General features: G+C 43.5%; 15 protein-coding genes and 1 pseudogene. 12 read left to right on the plus strand and 4 right to left on the minus strand.

Annotation, left to right across the window (positions count from 1 at the left end; all coding sequences use genetic code 11):
- The first annotated feature begins 1 nt into the window (after position 1).
- From DWY79_RS05970 to DWY79_RS05995, 6 genes are read left to right on the plus strand one after another with little or no spacing between them, the layout of a single operon-like run.
- Positions 2-946: a glycosyltransferase family 2 protein gene (locus DWY79_RS05970; RefSeq protein WP_122144032.1), complete on the plus strand. Its 945-nt coding sequence runs from the start codon at positions 2-4 to the stop codon at positions 944-946.
- Between the two features lie 2 nt (positions 947-948).
- On the plus strand, positions 949-1,692 hold the full coding sequence (locus DWY79_RS05975) for a glycosyltransferase family 32 protein (protein ID WP_122144031.1): 744 nt from the start codon (positions 949-951) through the stop codon (positions 1,690-1,692).
- Positions 1,670-2,260, plus strand: coding sequence for a lanthionine synthetase LanC family protein (locus tag DWY79_RS05980; protein ID WP_158593838.1), 591 nt, complete (start codon positions 1,670-1,672; stop codon positions 2,258-2,260). The genes DWY79_RS05975 and DWY79_RS05980 overlap by 23 nt, the downstream gene beginning before the upstream one ends.
- Before the next feature lie 10 nt (positions 2,261-2,270).
- Positions 2,271-2,939, plus strand: coding sequence for a glycosyltransferase family 32 protein (locus DWY79_RS05985; protein ID WP_122144029.1), 669 nt, complete (start codon positions 2,271-2,273; stop codon positions 2,937-2,939).
- Positions 2,940-2,974: 35 nt separating this feature from the next.
- Positions 2,975-5,182, plus strand: coding sequence for a peptidase domain-containing ABC transporter (locus DWY79_RS05990; protein ID WP_122144028.1), 2,208 nt, complete (start codon positions 2,975-2,977; stop codon positions 5,180-5,182).
- A gap of 4 nt (positions 5,183-5,186) precedes the next feature.
- The gene (locus DWY79_RS05995) at positions 5,187-5,375 is read left to right on the plus strand and encodes a hypothetical protein (protein WP_122369017.1); all 189 of its coding nucleotides are present in this window, start codon (positions 5,187-5,189) and stop codon (positions 5,373-5,375) included.
- A gap of 205 nt (positions 5,376-5,580) precedes the next feature.
- Here DWY79_RS05995 and DWY79_RS06000 read toward each other — a convergent pair whose 3' ends face one another.
- Positions 5,581-6,222 (minus strand): SagB/ThcOx family dehydrogenase, encoded by a 642-nt coding sequence (locus DWY79_RS06000; protein ID WP_122144026.1) that lies wholly within the window; start codon positions 6,220-6,222, stop codon positions 5,581-5,583.
- A gap of 174 nt (positions 6,223-6,396) precedes the next feature.
- Between DWY79_RS06000 and DWY79_RS06005 the strand changes: the two genes are divergently transcribed.
- From DWY79_RS06005 to DWY79_RS06025, 5 genes and pseudogenes are all read left to right on the plus strand, one after another.
- Positions 6,397-8,856, plus strand: coding sequence for an outer membrane beta-barrel family protein (locus DWY79_RS06005; RefSeq protein WP_122144025.1), 2,460 nt, complete (start codon positions 6,397-6,399; stop codon positions 8,854-8,856).
- 204 nt (positions 8,857-9,060) lie between these two features.
- Positions 9,061-11,535: an outer membrane beta-barrel family protein gene (locus tag DWY79_RS06010; RefSeq protein WP_122144024.1), complete on the plus strand. Its 2,475-nt coding sequence runs from the start codon at positions 9,061-9,063 to the stop codon at positions 11,533-11,535.
- A gap of 165 nt (positions 11,536-11,700) precedes the next feature.
- A pseudogene (locus DWY79_RS06015) lies at positions 11,701-13,456 on the plus strand (DUF6057 family protein).
- A 3-nt stretch (positions 13,457-13,459) separates the two neighbouring features.
- Complete coding sequence (locus tag DWY79_RS06020; protein ID WP_034531564.1) at positions 13,460-14,968, plus strand: PD40 domain-containing protein; 1,509 nt, start codon at positions 13,460-13,462, stop codon at positions 14,966-14,968.
- A 38-nt stretch (positions 14,969-15,006) separates the two neighbouring features.
- Positions 15,007-17,007 carry a fructose-1,6-bisphosphatase gene (locus tag DWY79_RS06025; RefSeq protein ID WP_008772677.1) on the plus strand — a complete coding sequence of 667 codons (2,001 nt, stop codon included), beginning with the start codon at positions 15,007-15,009 and terminating at the stop codon, positions 17,005-17,007.
- Between the two features lie 292 nt (positions 17,008-17,299).
- Here DWY79_RS06025 and DWY79_RS06030 read toward each other — a convergent pair whose 3' ends face one another.
- The 3 genes from DWY79_RS06030 to DWY79_RS06040 all read right to left on the minus strand — a co-directional run bounded on the left by DWY79_RS06030 (position 17,300) and on the right by DWY79_RS06040 (position 22,221).
- On the minus strand, positions 17,300-17,710 hold the full coding sequence (locus DWY79_RS06030) for a hypothetical protein (RefSeq protein ID WP_005867839.1): 411 nt from the start codon (positions 17,708-17,710) through the stop codon (positions 17,300-17,302).
- 74 nt (positions 17,711-17,784) lie between these two features.
- Positions 17,785-19,341, minus strand: a complete 1,557-nt coding sequence (locus tag DWY79_RS06035; RefSeq protein ID WP_005867840.1) for a RagB/SusD family nutrient uptake outer membrane protein — start codon at positions 19,339-19,341, stop codon at positions 17,785-17,787.
- Between the two features lie 18 nt (positions 19,342-19,359).
- Positions 19,360-22,221, minus strand: a complete 2,862-nt coding sequence (locus tag DWY79_RS06040) for a TonB-dependent receptor (RefSeq protein WP_122369018.1) — start codon at positions 22,219-22,221, stop codon at positions 19,360-19,362.
- A 281-nt stretch (positions 22,222-22,502) separates the two neighbouring features.
- On the opposite strand from DWY79_RS06040, the gene DWY79_RS06045 reads away from it, so the two are divergent.
- The gene (locus DWY79_RS06045; protein ID WP_008777904.1) at positions 22,503-25,505 is read left to right on the plus strand and encodes a TonB-dependent receptor; all 3,003 of its coding nucleotides are present in this window, start codon (positions 22,503-22,505) and stop codon (positions 25,503-25,505) included.
- Positions 25,506-25,511 lie beyond the last annotated feature (6 nt).

The following is a 25,511-nucleotide window of genomic DNA, read 5'->3' on the forward strand; positions in this document are numbered from 1 at the left end:
CATGAGGAATTTAACAGTAATCATACCCTTTTTGAATGAAGGTGCTGAAATATGCGAGACCGTTAAAAGCATTAGGGAAACAGCAAGAGATAATGTGGACATCCTGCTGATCAATGATGCCTCGACCGACTCTTTTGATTATGAGGAGATCGGAAGGGTATATAAGGTTAAGTACATGGTGAATAAAAAACGTTTAGGACCTGCTTTTTCTCGAGATTTAGGTATCGGAATGATAGAGACCGATTATTTTTTGACTGTAGATGGACATATGCGATTCTATGATAATGACTGGTGGAAAAGAATCGTAGAGGTGACAAGTGACAATCAACGAGCGGTGTATTGCGCTAATTGCAAGACGTTAGACTTGAATGGAAACTTTGTCGAAGGAAAACCGCATTTTGGCGCATATATCAATTTCCAAGACAAGAATAACATCTTAAATCCTACGTGGATGAGAAAAGATTTGCATCCCGAACGTGAGATTGTTGAAATACCCAGTGTATATGGTGCAACCTATTGTTCCTCAAAACGATATTGGCAGTATATAAGAGGCTATGAAGGATTGAAACAATATGGATTTGAGGAACCCTACATCAGTATCAAAGCTTGGATGGAAGGAGGAGGATGTTATCTTATCAAGGATACGGAGATTGGCCATATATTCAGAACTGGTTTCCCATACGAAATGGATCTAAACTATTTTGTCTATAATAAGTTACTTATACTAGAGACTTTATTTCCTTCAGATCTAAAGAATGATATATACAATATGCTAAGAGAGACCTGTGGCATCTATCTTAGGAATGCTACGGAGATCATGCTAGAGCATCGAAAAATGTTGGAAAATCTCATAAAGGAGTACTCTACGATTTTAAAATCGGGTTTCGACTCATTTCTTGAGATAAACAAAAAGTATGAATCTTTAGCTAATGAGGATAGGTTTTGATTATGGCTATTGAAAAAGTAATACATCAAATATGGGATGGTGATAATGTACCTTTCCAGTTGAGGATCCTTTCATGTACGTGGAAAAGATTTAACCCAAATTGGGAATATCACCTTTGGAATAAAAAGGAGATGGTAGAATTGGTGGATTCTTATTTCCCAGAGTGGGCTAATCTTTATCATTCTTTACCTTTTAATATACAGAGATTGGATATGATTCGATACATGATTTTATATTGCCATGGTGGAGTTTATGTGGATTTAGATATTGAATGTTTTAAATCTATAGACCCTCTTGTAGAAAACAAGTCATTCTTTTTGGGAATGGAACCTCCTGAGCATTGGGTCTGTTTTAATGGATCAAAGCAGAGAGTGGTAGGAAACGCCTTTATGGGTTCATCTAATAATCATAAGGGCTGGTTACGCATCTTGTCTGATATAGATTTTACTGTTAAAAACAGGATCTATAGAGATGATATCGTATTGAATACTACTGGTCCATATATGTTATCTAGGCTTATTAATCAGTTAAGGGATGAATATGGTGCATCTACGCTTTCTTCTTATTTGGTTTCTCCCGTCTGTAAGGAGGATTTTCAAAACTATAGGAAAGGTGTTGGTTCTGATTTATTCTATGGAAAGATAAAGAATGCCTTTTGTGCGCATTATTTTTTCGGGGCTTGGGATAAGAAGCTGAGTGTTTATAAGAAAAATGACAATACGGATGGTACGGAATCTTTTATTTGATTTGGATCGAGACACGGTTATTAAAGCAACACATCAAGCATTGTTTAGGGTGGACTTAATCTCAAATGTCGGATTATACAATGGGAAAATGGGAATGATTATATTGTTCTTCCATTATAGTAACTATAGTGGAGAATCGGAGTATAATGAATTAGCGGAAGGGTTGCTTATGGATTTATTAGAGAATCTCTCGTATAAAGAATCTGTTGATTTAGCTACAGGTTTGGCTGGTGTAGCTTGGGGATTGGTGTATTTGTTGGAAAATGGTTTTCTACACAAAGATATAACCGAAACAATTTTACGTATTAATAGATATATCCTACGGCAAGACTTGCGTAGACTAGAGGATCTCTCATTTGATACAGGATTGCAAGGTCTAATTCATTACTACAATTATGGAAAGACTGTATTAAACGATAAAAACATCCCGTGGTTTGATGAGTTATTTGTTAGTGACCTAACTACTATGGTAGATTGTTTACCTATTGAATCTAATCTACTATTGGATCAAATCCTGTCAGGAAACAAGATCATCTGTTTTAACATTGTACGTAGTATCATAAAATAATTAGTTTTTAATGAATAAGATCATACATCAGATATGGATTGCAGACAGTGAGGACATGATGCCCTGTAATCTAAGGATACTTTCCAATACATGGAAAAAGTATAATCCTGATTGGGACTATCATCTTTGGTGTTCAGCTGAGGTTGAGAGCTTACTATTCTCTGATTTCTCTGATTTCTATCTGCTGTATAAATCTGTATTTACCCAACGGCAACGTTTAAACCTAGCTAAATACATGATATTGTATCTTCATGGAGGACTCTATGTTAATTTAGACACCGAATGTTTCCAATCAATATCGCCATTATTCAACGACTCTCAATTATTTTTCACTAACCAACCAAAAGGACATTGTGATTTGCTAAAGATACATCCTTTGCTGGGTAACTCATTTATAGGCTCTACCGCTAAAAATGTTTTTTGGATATTTCTGCTGTCTCAAATCGAAGAGTCTATTCATAACAAGACTTTCTTCTACGGTGAAAACAACCTAGGTGCTTTAAAGATTACAAGATACCTAGATTATATGAAAAATCATTTTACTGTATCTGTTTTTCCATCGAAGAAGGTAATGCCTGTCTCACAAGAAGAATTCAAACAGTATTCATTAGGTTTGAACACTGATATTTTTTACAAAAAAATAAAAGAAGCTTTCTGTGTGCATTATTTTTTCTTGTGAATTGTGAAATGAAGTAATAAGATGTGAATAAAAAAATGAACAAATTCCCTCATATCAAACAACCAGACTCCATGGAATGCGGTGCCACTTGCCTTCGTATGATCGCCAAGTTCCACGGCAAGGAGTATTCCGCCGAGACGATGCAAAAGCTTTGCGTTGTCTCTCGAGAAGGAGTTTCCTTGTTGGGTATGGTTGATGCCGCCGAGTATATAGGATTCCGTACGATATGTGGACGAATGACCCTGGGGAAGATGGTGGATCAACGCCCTTTCCCCTGTATCCTCCATTGGAACCAGGATCACTTCGTCGTACTCTATGACGCTAAAAAGAAACGGGATGGTGAATATGTTTTCTATATTGCCGATCCCGGCAAGAATCTATTACGGATCAATGAGGATGAGTTTCGTAATGCGTGGATCAGTACCCGTTCGAGAGGGGAGGAAAAAGGGATATTGATGGCCTTGCAGCCGACTCCCGCATTTTACGAACGGAAAGATGAACGGCATACGGGGAAAGATCCTTTCCGTTTCTTGTGGGGATACATGAAACCCTATAAACGTTTCTTTATCCAATTGTTGCTCGGACTGGCGCTAGGCAGCGTCTTGCAATTGATCTTCCCGTTTCTTACGCAAGCGATTGTGGATAAAGGGATAGCCGGAAAGAATTTGAATTTGATCTATCTGATCTTGGTGGGACAATTGATGCTGGTGCTGAGCCGTGCCTCCGTGGACTTTATCCGCCGTTGGATCTTATTGCATATTAGCGCTCGGGTGAATATCTCCTTGCTCTCCGATTTCTTGATTAAGTTGATGCGTTTGCCCATGTCGTTTTTCGATACGAAAATGACGGGAGACTTGTTGCAGCGTATCCACGACCATGAACGGGTGGAACGTTTTCTCACGGCGCAGACATTGACGGTGCTCTTCTCCGCTTTCAGTTTCATCGTGTTTGGGGGGGTATTGCTTTATTATAACCGATTGATATTTGGCATATTCGTGCTAGGTAGCGCCTTATATGCGATATGGGTGACGCTTTTCTTGAAGAAACGCCGGTTGCTGGATTATACCTATTTTGAGCAGCGGGCCCGAAACCAGTCGAAGACGATGCAGATGCTGAACGGCATGCAGGAGATCAAGCTCCAGCATTGTGAGCGCCGCCGCCGTTGGGAATGGGAGGATATACAAGCGGACTTGTTCCGGACGAACATCGAATCGATGCGGCTGCAACAGAGTCAGGAGGCCGGCAGTATCTTGATTAATGAGGTAAAGAATATCGTGATTACGGTGATTGCCGCTACGGCTGTGATCGGGGGGAGCCTGTCGTTGGGTATGATGTTGGCTATACAGTATATTATCGGGCAGTTGAACGCTCCGGTGGAACAGTTCGTGCAGTTTCTTTATAGTTGGCAAGACGTGAAGATTAGTCTGGAACGGATGAGCGAGATCCGCGACCGGGAGGAGGAGGAGACGGAAGAGCGCATGATAACGGGCTTTAACGGGAATAACCGGGATGTGGAGATCCGTAACGTGACGTTCCAGTATGAGGGCATCCATTCCCCGAAGGTGCTGGACCAAGTGAGCCTCCGTATCCCAAGCGGGAAGATCACGGCGATCGTGGGTACGAGTGGCAGTGGTAAGACTACGTTGATCAAATTATTGCTGGGCTATTATAACCCGGTCGTGGGGGATATCCGTGTGGGAGGCAATGACCTGCGTTCCTTTAGCTTGTCGTGGTGGCGCGACCAGTGCGGTGCTGTGATGCAGGACGGTTATCTGTTCTCCGAGTCCATCGCCCGCAATATAGCGGTTGATGACGGTGAGATAGACAAGGTCCGTTTGTTGTTGGCGGCCCGTATCGCGAATATAGAGGAGTTTATCGATCGTCTCCCCTTGAAATATAATACGGTTATCGGTTCGGATGGTCAAGGCGTAAGCCAAGGCCAGCGTCAACGGATCTTAATAGCCCGTGCGGTTTATAAGAACCCTTCTTATCTCTTTTTCGATGAGGCGACGAATTCGTTGGATGCGAATAATGAACGTGCTATAGTAGAGAATTTGACGGACTTTTACCGGGGTAAGACAGTCATAATCGTCGCCCATCGATTAAGTACCGTACGCAACGCCGATCAAATAGTCGTTCTTGACAAGGGCCGTATCGTGGAGGTAGGCACCCACGACGTGCTGATCGATCGCAAGGGTGCTTATTATAATTTAGTGAAGAATCAATTAGAGTTGGGGAGTTAAGGATATGTCAACATACAATGAGATGAAGAAAAAAGCGGAATCGGATCAAGACCGTATCGAGTTGCGTAGCGAGAAAGTCCGCAACATGATCGGCGAGATGCCTTCTTTTTTGATCCGGTGGGGGAATACGATCTTGGTGATCATATTCGTTCTGCTGGCCTTGATCGCTTGGCTTGTATATTTACGCCCCTAAGTTGTGTTGTAAGACCGTATTCTTAAGGACGTAAATATATGGTTTCTGGCCTTGATGTCTACCTTGTTGAACTTATCGTCGGCGGTGAGTTGATTACCTTTGCTCTCGAGTAATTCAATGATGCTCACTTTTTCACCCAGCAACACGGTGAGGAATCCTCGTAAGCCCACAAGATTATTCTCGTGAGCCTACGTGTATAATCCTATTATTTCGCGTAACCCACGGGATGATTAATCATTGGGATTTGGGAGTCGGATAGCTTCAACACTTTTTTCAAAGCATCAGCCTCCATGCTACCTCGGGGAACCGTAACCAAACCACATCCGGAACAGAACAAGGCGATGTTTTGAGAGACCAATCCTGCGTCTAACGCTCCAAAGCGCTCGCGCATTTGCGGTGTGCCCACGTTGCCGAACTTAGAAATATCAGAAACCATCAACAGGCAAACAGGGGCAGAGTTCACGGAGGTTTGCTTGCCACCGATTAACGGACGATGGTCACCTTCCGCTACCGGGTTTAGTTGGTGGGCCTTTGGATCATACAAATAAGCGCCCTCTTCCATAAGTACATAGACATCTATGTCTTGCTTGTTCAAGGCGGAAGCGGCGGTACGTTTTCCATCCTCCCGGTTGATACCGATAGCGGCCCACATCAAATCAGAAAGGTCTTGCTGGCTGAGCTTCTTGTTGGCGAACTCACGTTCAGAGTGACGATTGGCCAAGGCTTTCATCACCGAAGCGCCTCGGGTCTTGTCGGGGGCATTCAACTTAATGGCTTTTAAACTCTGGGCCTGCATACCGGCTAGACCTAACATCAAAGTGGCTAATACACAAAAAATAGTTCTCATAATGTTGTTATTTAGAAAATTAGATGTACAAAAATAATGATATATTTCTTTTTTTAGACTTTTTGTGAGAAATAATAGCCAACGAATGTTTATAATGTTTTTATTTGTACGAATAAATCGTAAACGCAGTGTTATGAGTGGAATATATTGTGTTTTGTAATAAGTGACGCATGTATGGGAGAAAAGTTGTTAACCTTATTTATGGTACTGTTCCTTGCGCTTCCGCTGTATGCGCAAATGGATAAAGCCGGTTCTTTTACGGTTAAAGGCCAGGTGCTGGATTCACTGACAAATGAATCCGTACCGTATGCCACATTGAGAATCGCTTTGGCAAGTACACCGGAGAAGCCAATCAAGCTGTTGGCGTGTGATATAGATGGGAAGTTCCAGACTCCGCTGAATAACATCGGAACGTATATTATCGTTATGCAATCTATCGGGAAGGCTCCGGCAGAGAAGGTATTCACCCTTTCGGATGAACGGAAAGTCATGGATCTCGGCGTGCTGTTTATGCAGGATAATAACCTGCGTTTGGAAGAGGTTACGGTCACGGCGCAGAAACCTTTGGTGAAAGCAGAGATCGACAGGATCATTTACTGTCTGGAGGATGATCCTGAGGCACAGACCAATAATACGCTTGAAATGCTTCGTAAGGTCCCGATGGTTACCGTGGACGGTGAGGATAAGATTGAGTTGAAGGGGTCTTCAAATTTTAAGGTTTACATGAACGGTAAGCCATCGAATTTGTTAAGCAATAATCCGTCGGTAGTGTTGAAAAGCATGCCGGCAAGCTCGGTGAAGAACATCGAGGTTATCACGGAGCCGGGTGTGAAGTATGATGCCGAGGGAATTGGGGGGATTATCAATATCATCATGGTGAAAAACACCTTGCAGGGTTATACGGGATCGGTAAGTTTGAACACCATCACCAATGGGCGTATCTTCGGGAGCGGCTACCTGTCGCTGAAAGCCGGCAAGTTCGGATTGTCTGCCAATTACAACTGTGACCGTGACAATACGCCTTGGAACGATGCTTCTTCCATGCGTGAGGATCTGAATAATAAGGAAGAACATTATCTGAATCAGGTGGGACGTAGTAAATCGAGAGCCCCTTATCATTTCGGGAATCTGGAAGGTAGTTATGAGATCGATTCGTTGAACTTATTGACTGTAGGGATTGGTCTGTACCTCGGAACCACGAGGAGCGTCTTGGAATATGCGGTGAAGATGCTGGATGCCGACCGGAACCCCGTTTATAGTTATAATCGTAATTCGGAATCGAGCCGCAAGTCCGGCTCAGCTGACATGAATGTGGATTATCAGCGTTCCACGCGCAAGAAAGACGAACTACTCACTCTCTCGTACCGTTTCAGTCGTTCCCCGAACGATAACGAGGATTATACGGAGTTGACGGATATTCGTAACTACGAGCCGTGGTTGGGCTATCCGCAAAATAATATCAATAAGGCATCGACGAACGAGCATACCGGGCAGTTTGACTATACTACACCTACTTGGAAAGATCAGAGCTTGGAGGCGGGCATAAAGTATATCTACCGTCAGAGCCGGAGTAATACGGATCGTAAGGCCTTCAACCAGACATCGCAAATGTGGGAGGAGGCGACTCCCGCAGATAGCCATTTCGATCATTCGCAACAGATCTATTCCGCCTATCTGGGATATACGATGAAATTTGGGAAATTCGGGGTGAAAGCTGGTGCGCGGGCAGAAGGGACTTCCTTGAAAGTGAGGTATGAGCTGGCACCGGATATGAATTTCGGGAACGATTACTTCGACGTGGTGCCAAGCGCTGTCGTATCGTACCAGCTTAGTATGAGCCAGCAGCTTCGTCTGGGATATAATATGCGTATCCAACGACCGGGTATCTGGTACCTGAATCCGTATGTGAGCAATGCGGATCCGCAGAACATCTCTTATGGTAACCCGAACTTGGATTCGGAGAAGAGTAACGGTGTGAACCTGAATTATAGTATATTCGCCCAAAAGTTCAGTTTCAATACAAGTATCTCTTATACATTTATAGATAACTCAATCGAGCGGTATACGTTTATCGATCCGGCGGATCCAGGAATTTTCCGGACTACTTACGGGAATATCGGGAAGAGGCAGACTACCGGCCTTTTTGTTTACGGTAGTTGGAATCCGATCCCCCTGTTCCGCGTTAACTTGAATGGAAGCTTGAGCTATACGGATTTGAGGAGCGAAAAGAATGACATGGCGAACAGTGGCTTTAGCGGGCGTGTCTTCGCCGGGGCTCAGTTTAACTTACCACTCGATATCCGGTTGAATCTGAATGGAGGCTTTATCTCTTCGGCGATACAGCTGCAAGGGAGGCGTTCGCCGTTGAATTTCGCTACAGTCTATGTGAGCAGGAATTTTTTGAAGAAGAAACTGTCCGTATCCCTCTATTTTTACGATATGTTTTGGAAACGCAGGAAAATGGAGGCTACGATCTACGACGATACTTTCCATAGGCAAGATATCAGCTATTCTCCGACGCGTACATTTGGTATAGGCATCTCCTATCGTTTCGGTAATTTGAAAGACGCTATCAAGAAGGTGAAACGTGGTATAAAGAACGATGATGTAAAGGCTTTGGAGAGCGGTTCATAAAGGATATAGATGAGGAAATATGCAACTTATCGGTATCAAAGCTCGTCTTTGTATGAAAATAAAGTTTTTTCAGACTTTTTGTGAGGAAAAAATGCTTACGAACGTATATTAATGTCTTTATTTGTACGAATCAATCGTAAACAGTGTGATTTAGTACAAAAAGTTGAGAGATAAGTATAGTATTATGTAATAGATGATGAACGTATGAAAGAAAAATTGTTTGCCTTATTTTGGGTACTGTTCCTTGCGCTTCCTCTGTATGCGCAGGCTGATAAAACCGGTTCCTATTCAATTAAGGGACAGGTGTTAGATTCGCTGAGTAACGAGTCCGTACCCTATGCGACGTTGAGAATTGCTTTAGCGAAAACCCCCGATAAGCCGGTCAAGCTTTTAGCGTGTGATGTGGATGGTAAGTTTCAGACACCTTTAAGCAGTGCCGGCAAATACATCATCTCTATGCAATCGATAGGAAAAGCTCCTGCCGAGAAAACATTTACGATCTCGGATAAACAGAGGAACTTGGATTTGGGTAAGTTATATATGCAGGAGGATAACCAGCGGCTGGGGGAAGTGACGGTTACGGCGCAGAAACCTTTGGTGAAGGCTGAGATCGATAAACTTACCTATAGCTTGGAAGATGACCCCGAGGCACAGACCAACAATACGTTGGATATGTTGCGCAAAGTGCCGATGGTAACCGTGGATGGAGATGACCAAATCCAATTGAAAGGTTCCACGAACTTCAAGATCTACATGAATGGTAAACCTTCTAACCTGTTGAGTAATAATCCTGCTGAGGTATTAAAGAGTATGCCGGCCAATTCCGTGAAAAACATAGAGGTGATCACAGACCCGGGCGCTAAGTATGACGCCGAGGGTATCGGTGGTATTATTAATATCATTACAACGAAAAATGCTCTACAAGGATATACTGGTACGGTTCGTGTGAACGGTAGTTCGTTGGGGCGTGTAGGCGGTGGTGGTTATGTATCTCTAAAAGCCGGAAAATTAGGACTTACCGCCAACTATAACTATAATCGGGAGCGGGACCCATGGAATGACGCTAACTCCGTACGGGAAGATTTGCAAAATGACGGGGAACACTTCTTGACACAAAATGGACGTAGAAAGAGCCGTGGACCGTTCCAATTCGGTTATTTGGAGGGAAGTTATGAGATCGACTCTTTGAATCTATTGACCGTTGGCGCGAACTTATTCCGTGGCGAGATGAAAAGTTTCTCGGAGTATAACGTGAATATGCAGGATATCAATCATAATCCGGTCTACAGTTATAACCGTAACTCGGAAACGACAGAGACATTTGGTTCTACGGACGTGAACGTGGATTACCAGCACTCTACCCATAAGAAAGATGAGTTGCTGACGGTCTCTTACCGTTTCAGCCATTCTCCGAATGATAGTAAGGATTATACGGAATTAGAGAATGTCGTGAATTACAATCCTTGGCTCGGCTATCCGCAAAATAATATCAATAAGGCTTCTACGAATGAGCACACCGGACAGGTGGATTATACGACTCCTACATGGAAGGACCAGACCTTGGAGGTTGGCGCGAAATACATATTCCGCCAGAGCCGGAGTAATACAGATCGTACCGCTTTCAACGATTCGCTGAATATATGGGAAGATGTTACTTCCAAGGATAGCCATTTCCGTCATACCCAACATATCTATTCCGCTTATCTGGGCTATTCGATGAAGTTTGATAAGTTTGGCGTGAAAGCGGGTGTCCGTGCGGAAGGAACTTCTTTGGATGTGAAATACGAGATGGCTCCCGATATGAATTTTGACACCCATTATTTCGACGTGGTGCCAAACGCTACGATCTCTTATCAACTGAGCATGGCGCAACAGCTTCGCTTGGGATATAATATGCGTATCCAGCGTCCGGGTATCTGGTATTTGAATCCTTATGTAAACAATGCGGATCCGCAGAATATATCCTTCGGTAACCCGAATCTGGACTCTGAGAAAAGTAATAATATTAACTTGAACTATAGTATGTTCGCCCAGAAATTCAGCATTAACGCGAGCGCTACTTATACGTTCGTGAATAATTCGATCGAGCAATATACCTTTATCGATCCGAAGAACCCGGGTATTTTCCAGACTACTTATGGTAATATAGGAAAGAAACAATCTACGGGCTTGTTCGTATACGCAAATTGGAACCCGGTTCCTTTGTTCCGTATTTATATGAATGGAGGTGTGGATTATACGGATTTGAAGAGCGATATGAATGATATGGCGAACAGTGGTTTCAGCGGACGTATATTCGCCGGTACGCAGTTTAATTTCCCGATGGATTTTCGCTTGAACTTGCATGGAGGATATTTCTCTCCTTGGATTCAGTTGCAGGGTAAACGTTCTCCATTCTATTTTACGGGAATCTCCGTAAATAAGGATTTCTTGAAGAAAAAGCTCTCGGTTCAGTTGTCTTTCCAGAACCCGTTCTGGAAACGAATGAAGATGGAAAACACTTCTTCAGACGATACGTTCTTCCGCCGTGAGACCAATTACCGAACGATGCGCATGTTACAAGTTAGCGTATCCTATCGTTTCGGTACCTTGAAAGATGCTATCAAGAAAGTAAAACGCGGTATCAATAACGATGATGTGAAGAGCGGCGGCTCTGGCGGCGGCGAGCAGCAGATGTAAGTACAGGATTGAACACGGAACACACGGAACACACAGCGATACACTGAGGTATATAGTATCAGTCCGTGTGTTTCGTGTATTCCGTGTTCAATATAATAATTAAACTTTTTCTTTTGCCGTCTTCTATATACTTTCTATCTTTACGATCCGAAAAACAGTTGGAGAATGAAGAATAGACTATTTGTTAACAATAATACCATTATACTATTCCTTTTTATTATAGGTAGTTTCCTATTCATAGAGTTGAATTTTCGGTATTGGTATCGTTTTCTGGAGCAGTATATGATGTTTCAGACTACCGGTAGTTATTTCCAAGACCGATTGGCCGAACCGGGTGGATTGAATGAATATGTGACTGAGTTCTTATCGCTTGCGTTTATCCATCCTTATGGGGCTTCGGTAGTGATCGCTTTATTATTAGGACTGATCTCCGGCTGTTTTTTCCTTTACTTAAAAGCTTGTGGGGTGCGTGCCTCTATGTTGGCGGCTATTCTTCCCTCTTTTTTAATTTGGATCTATCCGCAGGAGTCAATCGCCTTGTTGACGATGCTCGCTTTCGTGCAGGTTCTTGCGTATTTGTATACTTCAATCAAGATTGATTGGCTTCGTTATCTCTTTGGCTTCTTGTTTTTGGGGGGCTCTTATTTTTTTTGCGGCACCCGCTAATTTATTGTTGGCCTTATTGATCGCGGTTTATGAGTGTTGTGCTAAAGAGGATAAGGCTCGTTTTGGAGTAGCCATTATCGCTATCGCTTGGGGAGGTTTGCTACCGTTGATCGCCATGCGTACGGTTTATATTCTTCCGATGCGGGAAGCGTTCTTCAGCAAACATCTATGCCATCCCGAATATCCGATACCTAATTCTTTAGGATATATCGGGCTTTTGTATCCTTTGATCGTTTTAATTCTTTATTATGTAAGGAACCGGGTTTTTATCCGTAAGGAATCTTGGAAACGAATCGTTTCTTACGTTTTTCTTTTGATAGCGATGGTCGCCGGGATTCTCTATAAGAAAGACCCGATGGAGCAGGCCTATCGGTATGATTACTATGCACGGCTGGGAGAATGGCAGAAGATTGTCTCACATGCTCGTGCGCATTCGGTCCGGGATATGGATGCCTTAATTTATCTGAACTTGGCTTTGTCTAAAACCGGACGTTTTACTTCCGATTTGATGCGTTTCCCCCAGATCGGTGAGGGTGGTTTTATTCCGCACGATCCGAAAAGCCGGATGGGATTGATCGAGGCGAGTGAGGTGGCTTGGCAAGTCGGGCAAGTGAACGCCGCCCAACGTTTCGCCTTTGTGGGGGTATTAAGTTCACAACGTTGCGTGCAACCTCGTTTGATGAAGCGTTTGGTGGAGACTTATCTGGTAACCGGCGAATATCGTGCGGCGGAAAAATATATCAAGATACTGGAATCGAACCCGCATTACCGGGATTGGGCAACCGCTCAACGTCCATTATTGGACTCCGTGGCTTGTGCGTCGGAAGATTGGATAGCGGCAAAACGGGCGATGCTTCCGATTACCGATAATCCTTTGGACCTGACCTTGATCTTTCCGAACGCATTGGCTTTTTTGATCGACGATCATGCCGATAACCGTCCGGCTTTCGAATATGGGATGGGATATCTTTTGGTTTATAAGGATTTGATGACTTTTATGCATTATATGGAATTGATGAAAGAACGGGGTGAGGCATTCCCGGTGCTTTATCAAGAAGCTATTTGCTTGTTCTTCGCGGCCGTACAGAAAGATCCGGAGGCGTTCCGGAGCTTCCCGATCAGTCAGGAGGTGCAGAATCGCTTCCTGCAATTCATGAAAGTGGCACGCTCTATGCCGCCGGCAGCCTTGAAGCAACAGTTTGGTGATACCTATTATTATTACGCTCAATTTATCCCGACTCCTAAACGACAATAATACATGGATAATACAAAGAAAAGAAAGATCGTCCGAAATTTTGTGATCGGATATCTAATAATACAAGTTCTCACTATAGTCGTATATTTAGGCTTTTGGTCCTTGCATCCGGAAGGCATTACGAATGTCACGAACGAACGTATGTCCCCGCCTCCTATTTTTCCGGATTATAAAGGGACGACTATACCTTATAATATAGCTCCGTTGAATTTCCGGATAAATGTACCAGCGGATGAATGCTATGCGAAAATAGAAGGTAGTGAGTCGGAAGTATTTGAATATCATGGGACAAATACGATCCGTTTTAAGATGAAGGATTGGATTCGCTTGACACGTGCGAACCGTGGAAAAGCCTTTTTTGTTACGATCGCCACGAAGATAGGTGATGAGTGGACTAAATGGGCACCATTCTCTGTCTATATCAGTGATCAAGCGATCGACTCTCATTTAGTATACCGTTTGATAGAGCCGGGATACGAGAAATGGCATATTGTGGGTATTTATCAGCGGAATTTGGAGTCGTTTGACGAACAGCCGATTATCCGTAACGATATGACCGGCTATAATTGTATGAACTGCCATTCGTTCTGTATGGGAGATCCGGGGCAGATGATGTTCCATATGCGTGCGGCGAATGGGGGAACTTATATTGTCCAAGACAAGAAAATCAGTAAATTGAATACGAAAACGAATGGGACGATCAGTAATATGACGTATCCTTTCTGGCATCCTTCCGGGCGCTATATCACCACATCGGTAAATGATATCAAACAGTTTTTCCATTCCGTGAAAGAGAAAAAGATGGAAGTGTTCGACTTGGAGTCCGATGTGGTGGTGTATGACGTGAAAAACAAAGAAATCCTTTCGAAAGCCTCATTGATCACAAAAGATGCATTCGAGACTTTCCCCGCGTTCTCTCCGGATGGTAAATGGCTTTATTTCTGTACGGCCCCGGCCCAGAAGATGCCGGAGAATTATGATAAGGTACGTTATAATCTCTGCCGTGTCGCGTTCGATCCGGATCGTGGCGAGATCAGCTTCCCGATCGATACGTTGGTACATGCGGATAGCTTGAGCTATACATTTCCCCGTATCTCTCCCGATGGGCGTTTCCTGATGTACACGGAAACCGCTTATGGGCAGTTCCCTATTTGGCACCCGGATGCGGAGATCCGGATGATGGATTTGGAGAATCGGACAGCGATGGATATGTCTGCGTTGAATAGCCCGGATACGGATAGCTATCATTCTTGGAGTAGTAATAGTGATTGGGTCGTATTTAGTAGCCGCCGGGATAACGGTTTATATACTTTACCTTATATTTGTTATATAGGGAAAGATGGTAAGCCTTCGAAACCGTTCTTATTGCCTCAAGAAGATCCGGATAAGTATGACTATCAGTTGTATTCCTACAATATTCCGGAATTGACGAAAGGCGCCGTAGAGGTCAGCCCCTATGAGATCCAGCAAGTAGCCGAGAAAAATAAACCGGAGCAGGTTCGGTTTAAATGACCGGATCTATTTATATTCGCGTATAAATAAGAGATAAGATGACAAAAGATATTATAGCCGAATCTGTACAAAATGATTTACGGTATTTGCAATTGTTGGCACGGAGTTTCCCGACGATCGCGGATGCCAGTACGGAGATCATTAATCTGGAGGCGATCTTGAACCTACCGAAGGGTACGGAGCACTTCTTGAGTGATTTACATGGCGAGGATCAAGCCTTTAGCCATGTGCTGAGAAACGCTTCCGGTGCCGTAAAGCGCAAGGTGAACGAGATTTTCAGTAATACGCTCCGGGAATCCGAGAAGAAGGAGCTTTGTTCCTTGATTTATTATCCGGAGGATAAGCTGGAACTGATTAAGAGCCAAGAGCAAGATCTGGAAGATTGGTATCAAGTGACCTTGAATCAATTGGTACGTGTTTGCCGGAACGTGTCCTCCAAATACACCCGTTCGAAAGTACGTAAGGCTTTACCCAAGGAGTTCTCCTATATTATTCAGGAGTTATTGCACGAGTCTTCCGTAGAGCCGAATAAATCCGCTTATGTGGATCAGATTATTTGTACGATCATCTCCACGGGACGTGCGGACGATTTCATTATCGCTATGTGTAACTTGATCCAACGGTTGACAATCGACCTGTTACATATCATCGGCGATATTTACGATCGGGGTCCGGGCGCTCATCTGATCATGGATATCCTTTGCGATTACCATAATTTCGATGTTCAATGGGGTAATCATGATATCTTATGGATGGGAGCCGCTTCCGGTAATTTGGTAAGTATCGCCAACGTGATTCGTATGTGTTTACGCTTTGGTAATATGGCTACCTTAGAGGATGGATATGGCATCAATCTTTTGCCGTTGGCCACTTTCGCGATGGAGGCGTACGGGGATGACCCTTGTGCGTTATTCATGCCGAAAACAAAGTTCGCCGATAATGCAATGGATGAGAAGACCACCCGTTTGATCGCCCAGATGCACAAGGCGATCACCATCATCCAGTTCAAGCTGGAGGGTGAGATCATCCGCCGCCGTCCGGAGTTTGAGATGGATGACCGGATGTTGTTGCACCATATCGATCTGAAGCGGGGAGTGGTTCATATCGATGGAAAGGATTATACGCTTAAAGATACTAACTGGCCTACTTTAGACCCGAAAGATCCGTATCGTCTTTCTATTGAGGAGGAGGATTTGATCCGAAAGATCTTGCATTCTTTTGAGAGCAGCGAGAAGATGAAAAAGCATATGCGTTGTTTCTTCCGGCATGGGGGAATGTATCAGGTTTGTAATTCCAATTTACTGTTTCATGCCTCTATCCCGATGAATCCGGATGGGACGTTTAAGTCAGTACGTATCTTGGGGCAGGATTATAAGGGCCGTGCTTTGTTGGACCGTGTAGACCAACTGATCCGTACGGCTTATTTCAAGACCGGGGAGCAGGAAGAAGTGGAATATGCGCATGATTATATCTGGTATCTTTGGGGCGGCAAGGACTCTCCGTTATTCGATAAAAGCAAGATGGCTACTTTCGAGCGTGCCTTTATCGAAGAGGCCGAGACTCATAAGGAGGAAAAAGGCGCTTATTATACGTTACGAGAGCAAGAGGAAATTTGTGATAGGATATTGGATGAGTTTGGGGTGACCGGTATGCATCGGCATATCATCAACGGACATGTCCCTGTCCGTTCCAATCAAGGTGAGAATCCCATCAAGGCGAATGGCAAGATGTTGGTAATCGATGGCGGTTTCTCCCGTCCGTATCATTTGGAAACCGGTATCGCGGGCTATACATTAGTATATCACTCCCGTGGTTTCCAGCTTGTGCAACACGAACCCTTCGAATCCCGGGCGAAAGCGATCGAGGAAGGCTTGGATATCAAATCCACTACGATCGTGGTAGAATTAAGCTCCCATCGCCAGATGGTGAAAGATACGGATAAGGGTGCGGATCTTCAAAGCCAGATCAAGGACTTGGAGAAACTGCTTTATGCGTATCGGAATGGGTTGATAAAGGAGAAGGAGAGGATGGAGCGGTAGTTCCTGACAGATAGGGTATCGGACATACTGTAACGCTCCCCTAATGCCCATAAGCATTTGGGCACACGTTCATTCTTTCAAACGCCTAGTAGGTAAGAGCGCAATATTCAAGATCGGGGGACAAGAAGAGGCAAAGAATCTACTACATTGATCCTCATATAAAAAAGGTCTATGGTATTGACAAATATCCAATAGAATAATAGAAGATACAAAACAAGCAACGCCCCGTCACAGACTTACGAATAAGTTGGTGACGGGGCATTACTTTCTAAGAATGTCTTCACTTTCAACATCAATAGAATCCGAAAACCTTTGTCACCTGTTGACCGGTAGACGCAAGAGGACCTGATAGAGTAACCGTACAGCCACGTGATCCTCCTGTCTTGAAGAATATTTCACATAAATGGCTATCAGAGATATAAGATGATATACCATTACCGGAGACAGACCAATTATAGGAAGATAATACGGGATTACTTACGACAATTGTAAGCCTTGTGGGTGTATTGTATCCGGGAATCTGGTTTGCGGTCATCAACTCAATCTGCCCGGAGAAAGTATCACCTGTAAAATATCCTTCTAGCATCAGAGGGTCAGAAGCTCTATACGCTTCTTGGGAGGCTTCCACATAATTAGCGGGCTTTTCCGCATAGTTCGCAACGGCGACGAGTAACATCGCAAGTAAAATCAAATACTTCTTCATGTTCGTATTATTTTAAGATTATACAAAAAGGGCTAGACGAAACCTAAAAAGTCTCATCTAGCCCATAGAATATTTTAGAATGCGGGATAACCCGGGTTCTGTTTTAAGTTCTGGTTCGTTTGCCATGCGTCTTGAGAGATCGGGAAGATATTCATGTAGTCTTTCCCTTTCGTTTCAGATTTCAGCCAACGAGCGTTTTGGAAAGTTCCAAAGCGAATATTGTCTTGACGTGCGTGGCATTCCCATGCCAACTCGAACTTACGTTCTAAGGCGATCTTTTCTAGATCTACGGATGCGTAATTGTGGTTAGAGTTACCGTAAGCACGTTCGCGGACCGCATTGACCAAACGTGTAGCCTCCGCATTGTTGCCTCCTGTGCGTATCAAACACTCTGCTTTCATCAAATATACATCAGCCAGACGGAAGATATGGAAATCATTCTCCATCGCATTAGTTAAGGACTTATCGAAAGTCCATTTGTTACAACGAGCGCCGTCTTCTTGGTTCACGTCACCCCAAATCGTACCATCACGTTCCGTTCCGGGGATAACTGTAACTTCCGGAGTGTGTATCAAAGGACGGTCGTGTGCCGTGATCAACACTTTCCCAGTAGCAGGGTCGATACTTGGACCTACTAAGAAAGAGCCTTCATAGCGAGGATCTTCCTTGTCGAATAGCAATACATAATCCGGCTGTGCGCAAATACCGTTCCATGCGCTGAAAGTAGCTCCAAGAGGTATATTATCTTTATAGTGCAAAGTACGGTAATGTAATTGATTTTGCCATTCCGTATCGTTCGCACTAAAGCAGCAAGCCAAGATAGCTTCTCTTGATTGTTGGTTATTTACTTGGAAATTTGTTTTCCAGTTAGCCTCTAATATATAAGGAAGCCCCATCACGACATCACAAGCGTCAGCGGCCTCTTTATATCGAGGAGAGTCTACGCCCCAAGCCTCTGCGTTTAGGTACAACTTTGCCAATAAGGTATAAGCGGCACCTTTCGTGAATTTTCCATAACTAGCGTCAGAAACATCTTCACGAAGCAAGTCCTTGATCTCGTTTACCTCTTTAACCAACCAATCATAAACTTCCTTCCTTGTTTTGCAAGTGGGCAGTTCTGTGTCATTGTAATCTATACTCAATGGAACATTTCCCCAATTATCCATCAGGTAATAAATCCAGAACGCACGTACACCGCGGATTTCCGCTAACGCTCTAGCTTTTGCGGATTCTTCCAATGCGGAAGTACTAATAGTCTCGTAAATTAAGTTACAAGCAGAGATCGCTTCCGTAGATCTTGACCATGCGTTTTTCACGGCTGAGGTATTCGCAGTCCATGCGTGCATGTGTAACTCACGATACTGACCACCATCATACCAGTCACCACCTTTACGGGTAGGTACGACCGCCATATCTCCTGAGCATTCCGATAAAGCAATACATGCGTCAGAGAAATATCTTTTAAATGTATTGTATGCAGGGCCAATGATCGAATTGATTTCACCATCGGTTTTACCGAAGTTTTCTGCTGGAATCTTATCATACACCGTTTCATCCAAATCCGTACAGGAGGGCATGGAAAACATTAGTGCAGCACCAGTAAATAATGATATAATTGATTTTTTATTCATAATTAATAACGATTTAATTTAGAAAGTTAAATTAACACCCAATGTGAAGGTACGTGCCTTCGGGAAGAATTGACGAGGCTCAATACCCGGAGACAAACCAGCATCCGTATCGGAAGATTCACCACGGAACAATTCAACCTCTGGGTCTAAACCTTTGTATCCAGTAATTACGAATAAGTTCTGAGCGGCGAAATAAAGACGAGCTTTATCCAACCAATTAATCTTCTTCGTATCGAAGGTGTAACCTAAGGCCAAGTTATCCAAACGGATGAACGAACCATTCTCCAAATAATAAGAACATACGCGAGAAGATTCTTTCATCGTATAAGTCAATTCATCATCTAATGCGTTTGTACCGATCAAGTACGTATTATTCGCATAAGCCGCACGCGGGTTGTTCAATACCTTGTTGCCGATCATTCCACGGAAGAAGAAGCTGAAATCCCAGTTCTTCCAAGTGAAATTATTTTGCCATCCAAATGTCAAGTCTGGTTGTGCGTCTCCTACGTATGTGCGGTCATCGTCCGAGATCTCACCATCACCGTTCAAATCCGTAATGATATATTTTCCGTCCTTGATACCCGTACATTCCAGCATGAAGAATTGTCCTACGGGACGGCCTTCCTCTACTACGTGAGAAGTTACGCCAGAAGCACCACGGATCCATGGATCGCCTGTATAAATACGGTCTGTCGTATAAAGATCGCTTGACAACTTCGTGATTTCATTCTTATTGTGGGACAAGTTCAATGACATATTCCAGTTGAATGTCTTGTTACGGATCACATCTAAGTTTAACAAAACCTCGATACCTGTATTTTTCATATCACCTACATTGGCTTGCATACGGTCGTAAACATACGGAGGAGTCGGAACCTTGTAAGTATAAAGCATGTCTGATGTACGTTTGTCATACCATTCGATTGTACCACCTAAACGGCCATTGAACAAAGAGAAATCTAAACCGATGTTTAACATAGCCGTAGACTCCCATTTCAAATCCGGGTTGGCATTCTGGGAAATCTTATAAGATGTAGCCCAATTACCATTGTCATAATAGATACCGGACATGCCATAAAGCTCCATGCTCTTATACGGCTGTAAACCATCTTGGTTACCGGTAACACCGTAGCCCGCACGTAACTTCAAGTCATTGATCCAGTTTACGTCTTGCATGAATGCCTCTTGTGAGATACCCCAAGCTGCGGAAACAGAGGGGAACGTACCCCATTTATGATTCGCACCGAACTTAGAGGAACCATCTCGACGGACGGTAGCCGTAATCATATAACGCTCGTCATAGCTATAGTGAGCGCGGGCGAACATAGAGATCAATTTGTAGTAGTTCTTACCAGACTCAACGTCGCCTGTCTTTAATCCGGCTCCGGATTGCAAAGCGTTATATGACAAATCGTTGATCAAAAAGTTGCGGTTTTGAGCGAAGAAATAAGAATATGTGTTATCCTCCCAAGAGTAACCGAGAATCGCATTCAATTTATGTTTTTCGTCCGCACCAAAAGACTTATTGTAGTCCAAAGTCCACTCCATCAAGTTACGATCCCATGCCCGATTACGTTTTTGCGCAAAGCCATTATTACCCTGTCCGACCGTCGTACGAGAGTCGTCATAGCGGCTATACTCATTAGAGAAACGGCTCTTATATAAATTTGCCTTGATGTTCAATCCGTTGATAATCTCAAATTGGATATCACCGGCACCATAAAAATAAACGTTGCTGTTTTTTCGCTCGTTCAGATTTTGGTTTTGAACAGGATTACCTTGGTCATACTCCGCATTAACTTTCGTGAAGTAAGAACCATCAGCGTTATAAACTGGGTAAACAGGCAACATGCTGTATGCCAACACGAAGTTGTCACCATTCGGAACATGTGAGTCTGTCAAGGTAGCAGATCCAGCCAAACCAATACGCAAACGGTCATTGATCGCACGCTGCTGGAACTGGAAGCGGAAGCTATGGCGTTGCATATCGTTATCGCGCATGATACCATTTCGATCCAAATAGGTATAGGACGCACGATAGTTGTTCTTAGAACCACCACCAGACAAAGAGATTGAATGGTTCTGAGAAACTCCGGTACGAGTCAGTTCATCAAACCAATCTGTGTCGGCACCATATTGGTCGTATACGCTATAGTCTAGACCTTTGCTATTTGCGTAACCTCTCCATTCGTCCGCATTCATTAAATCGGGCTTATTGGCCATCTGATCAAAGGCAACATAACCATCATAGCTGATTTGTGTCTTGGAGCCAGAACCTCTCTTGGTCGTAATCAATACTACACCACCAGCGGCACGAGAGCCGTAGATAGCGGCGGAGGAGGCATCTTTCAAGACGGAGATAGACTCGATATCGGAAGGAGCTACCGTCGACATATCACCACCGGGAATACCATCGATAACGATTAACGGACCTTGGTCGTTCTGCAACGTGGATGTACCACGCAAACGCATCGTAGATCCACGCGTCACATCACCGGAGCCGGAAGTGATCGTCAAACCAGCTACCTTGCCTTGCAACAAGTCGGAAGCGTCACGTGTGATACCTTTGTTAAAACTTTCTTCGGATACGTTCGCCACGGATCCTGTGATCTCCCTACGGGTCTGCGTACCGTAACCGATCGCCACGACCTCTCCTAAGTTTACTACGGATGGAGATAACTTAATCTCTACCGTGCTACGTCCTTTAACACTCTCTTCGATCGTGTTATAACCAATAAAGGATGCTTGAAGAACAGCCTTTTTTAAATCATTTACGGTAAGGCTGTAGTTACCGTCCATGTCAGTGATAGTACCATTGGTAGTTCCCTTTTCTACGATGTTCGCACCGATGATGGGTTCACCAAGTTCATCTAGTACCATGGTTTAGAATCATGCTACGTATACTTTGTTAATATCAAACATATTCAATATTTTTCCGTAATAAAAAATCAAGCATGGTAGCATCTAGGTATATCAGGTACCATATGAGTATTACACAATAGAGTGAAATAAATCAATCATCAAAACAAAGTATGGATGGTTTTATGTAATGTTTTTTTACATTATCATGGTTTAATTTTAAAAAAGTTATTATATTTGCCTCGAAAATTCTCAATTGTGTTTGTGAATTCAATGATTGTTAACCTAAAAATTAAGTAATTATGCAACGAAAGAAAACATTTGATTCTTTCAGACGCTGTAAGGTAGTGATACTTTCAGTGTTGATGTCTTTTTGCATGACAGCGGCTTTTGCCCAATCTGGCGCTGTTAAAGGAAAAGTTCTAGATGAACAAGGTGAGCCCATCATCGGTGCGAACATTGTAGAAAAGGGGACTACCAATGGTACGATTACCGATATTGACGGTAATTACACTCTAACGCTTAACGACTTGAAAAAAGCCGTTCTTCAATTCTCTTTTATTGGTTATAACACTTTGGAAGAAGGTGTTAAAGGACGTAACAAAGTGGACGTTAAATTAGCTCCATCCGTAGTAAATTTGGGTGAGGTTGTTGCGATCGGTTATGGTACGCAGACTCGTAAGGAGATTACCGGATCTGTAGCCAATGTCTCCGAGGAAAACTTCAACAAGGGTGTTAATCGTGATGCTTCAGATTTGCTACAAGGTAAAGTGGCTGGTTTGCAGATTACTTCTGGCTCTGGTGATGTGACTCGTAGCTCTCAGATTCGTTTGCGTGGTACTTCTACCTTGCAAAACGATCAAGGTCCTATGATCGTTATCGATGGTGTTCCCGGTGGTGATATGTCTACGGTTTCTCCTTCAGATATCGAGTCTATTTCCGTATTGAAGGATGCCTCTTCTGCTGCTATCTATGGTTCTCGTGCCGCAGGTGGTGTTATCTTGATTACGACCAAGAGAGGTTCGGGAGCTAAGACTCAGATTAATTATGATGGTTATGTGACAATGGATAAGGTTGCTAACAAACCGGATATGCTGAATGCTTCCGAATGGCGTGATGTGAACAAACAATTGGGTAGTGACATCTCGCAATATGACAAATATAACGCTGATACTGATTGGTTCGGTGCTTTATTACGTACGGGTATTTCTCAGAATCATGCCTTGTCATTGTCTGGAGGTTCTTCCAAAAGTAACTATCGTGCGTCTTATACTTACTTAGACCGTAAGGGTATCGCTCGCGATAACTGGATGAAGCGTCACAGTTTCCGCTTCCAATTCCAGCAACGAGCAATCAATGATCGTTTGCGTATTGGTTTGACGGGAGCTGCTACCTTGACAGATATGCAAGCTACGTTTGCCGACTATTTCATCGCTGCTTACAATAATGTTCCGGTCGTTCCGATTTACAATGAGGATGGCTCTTATTTTACGGGTAACGACAACGCTTATAACCAAGGTAACATGGTGAAAGCCCAAGATGAAAACTACAAATTATTCAAAAATAATTATTTCTATGGACAAGGCGATGTGCAGTTTGAAGTAATTGAGGGCCTGAACGTAAAGGCGAACTTATATAAGAGTCGTTATACTAGCGATTATAGCCAATGGGAAAGCCCCGACAATGCGTTAGGTGGTGGTGCTGGAAACTCTTTGGGTGATAGCTCGAATGGCTATGCCAAGAGACGTAACTTCGTATGGGATCGTGAGTTGATGGAATGGACGGCCGACTATAACAAGTCTTTCGGTGCGGAGGAAAAACATAAACTGAACGCTTTGCTGGGTTATTCTTGGGAAACCAACGGTTATCAGTCGCAAGAATCTTTGGCAACACAGTTCTCTGTAGCATCTATGGGTGCCAACTCTATCCAAGCTGGTAACGATTTGAAGATCGGTAATGTGACTTCCAGCAAGAATGACTATAAATTGATCTCTTTCTTTGCTCGTGCGCACTATAGCTACGATGAGCGATATATGATCACCGCTACGATGCGTCGTGATGGTTCTTCTAAGTTCGGTGCTAATCATAAATGGGGATGGTTCCCGTCTGTATCTGCTGCTTGGGGTATTTCTCAAGAGGCCTTTATGCAGGATATCAGTTGGTTGAACGACTTGAAGTTGCGTGCTGGTTATGGTGTGACAGGTAATCAAGATGGTTTGAAGCCTTATAAGAGCTTGGAGTTATATCAGCCGTATGGTACTTATTATAACGGTGGTGGTACATCTACCTCTTTCCGTATCACGCAGAACCCGAACCCGGATTTGAAGTGGGAATCAACTGCTATGTTTAATATTGGTGTAGACTTCCAGTTATTTAACGGTCGCTTGGGCGGTACGGTAGAATATTATAGTAAGAAGACTTCCGATATGCTTTATGACTATGCTGTACCGACTCCAACGTATGTGTATAAAAAGATCGCTGCCAACGTTGGTGATATGAGCAATAAGGGTATCGAGGTCATGTTGAACTTAGACGTGATCCGAAATAAGAGCTTTAACTGGAATACTTCTATTAATTTGTCTCACAATAAGAATGAGATCACGAAGTTGTCTAACGACCTGTTTTCAACAAGCCGTGTTTATGTAGGTGATCCGTGGATCCGCGGCGCTTCCGGCGTGACTTCTCATGTGGTAGAGGAAGGCTATCCGGTCGGTCAGTTCTTTATGTTGAAATGTAACGGCATTGATGAAAACGGTAAGTTTATTATGGAAGATGTCAATAAGGATGGACAAATCTCGGACGATGACCGTACATACGTAGGTGATTCCCAGCCGGATTTGACATTTGGATGGAACAATACCTTCACTTGGAAGAATTGGGATGCCAGCTTCTTCTTACGTGGGCAGATCGGTGGCAAGTTGTTGAACAACCCGCGTGCCGCTTATGGTAATAATACCTATGTAGCCGGAGCTAACGCTATGAAAGGTGATGACTTGATGTTACTGAGAGAGAATTCACGTGTAAGCTCATATTATTTGGAGAATGCCTCTTTCGCCCGTTTGGATAATATGTCTATTGGTTATACATTCAATACGAAGAAGATTGATTGGCTAGACAAAGCCCGTATTTATGTAGCTGCTCAGAACTTGTTCGTAATCACAAGCTATTCCGGTTTGGATCCGGAAGTGGAACTCTTCCGTGGCGAGGCTAGCGATACGGATGCCGGTCTGTCACCGGGTATCGAACCGCGTAACTATATGCCGAAGGCTCGTTCATTTACATTTGGTGTTAACTTATCATTCTAATTTTAA

Source organism: Parabacteroides sp. AF27-14 (genome assembly GCF_003635425.1).
Lineage (GTDB): Bacteria > Bacteroidota > Bacteroidia > Bacteroidales > Tannerellaceae > Parabacteroides > Parabacteroides distasonis.

Bases quoted from the DNA above. Each gene is read 5' to 3' on its own strand.
- DWY79_RS05970 (WP_122144032.1), top strand. From the start codon at position 2: ATGAGGAATTTAACAGTAATCATACCCTTTTTGAATGAAGGTGCTGAA.
- DWY79_RS05975 (WP_122144031.1), top strand. From the start codon at position 949: ATGGCTATTGAAAAAGTAATACATCAAATATGGGATGGTGATAATGTA.
- DWY79_RS05980 (WP_158593838.1), top strand. From the start codon at position 1,670: ATGGTACGGAATCTTTTATTTGATTTGGATCGAGACACGGTTATTAAA.
- DWY79_RS05985 (WP_122144029.1), top strand. From the start codon at position 2,271: ATGAATAAGATCATACATCAGATATGGATTGCAGACAGTGAGGACATG.
- DWY79_RS05990 (WP_122144028.1), top strand. From the start codon at position 2,975: ATGAACAAATTCCCTCATATCAAACAACCAGACTCCATGGAATGCGGT.
- DWY79_RS05995 (WP_122369017.1), top strand. From the start codon at position 5,187: ATGTCAACATACAATGAGATGAAGAAAAAAGCGGAATCGGATCAAGAC.
- DWY79_RS06000 (WP_122144026.1), bottom strand. From the start codon at position 6,222: ATGAGAACTATTTTTTGTGTATTAGCCACTTTGATGTTAGGTCTAGCC.
- DWY79_RS06005 (WP_122144025.1), top strand. From the start codon at position 6,397: ATGGGAGAAAAGTTGTTAACCTTATTTATGGTACTGTTCCTTGCGCTT.
- DWY79_RS06010 (WP_122144024.1), top strand. From the start codon at position 9,061: ATGAAAGAAAAATTGTTTGCCTTATTTTGGGTACTGTTCCTTGCGCTT.
- DWY79_RS06020 (WP_034531564.1), top strand. From the start codon at position 13,460: ATGGATAATACAAAGAAAAGAAAGATCGTCCGAAATTTTGTGATCGGA.
- DWY79_RS06025 (WP_008772677.1), top strand. From the start codon at position 15,007: ATGACAAAAGATATTATAGCCGAATCTGTACAAAATGATTTACGGTAT.
- DWY79_RS06030 (WP_005867839.1), bottom strand. From the start codon at position 17,710: ATGAAGAAGTATTTGATTTTACTTGCGATGTTACTCGTCGCCGTTGCG.
- DWY79_RS06035 (WP_005867840.1), bottom strand. From the start codon at position 19,341: ATGAATAAAAAATCAATTATATCATTATTTACTGGTGCTGCACTAATG.
- DWY79_RS06040 (WP_122369018.1), bottom strand. From the start codon at position 22,221: ATGGTACTAGATGAACTTGGTGAACCCATCATCGGTGCGAACATCGTA.
- DWY79_RS06045 (WP_008777904.1), top strand. From the start codon at position 22,503: ATGCAACGAAAGAAAACATTTGATTCTTTCAGACGCTGTAAGGTAGTG.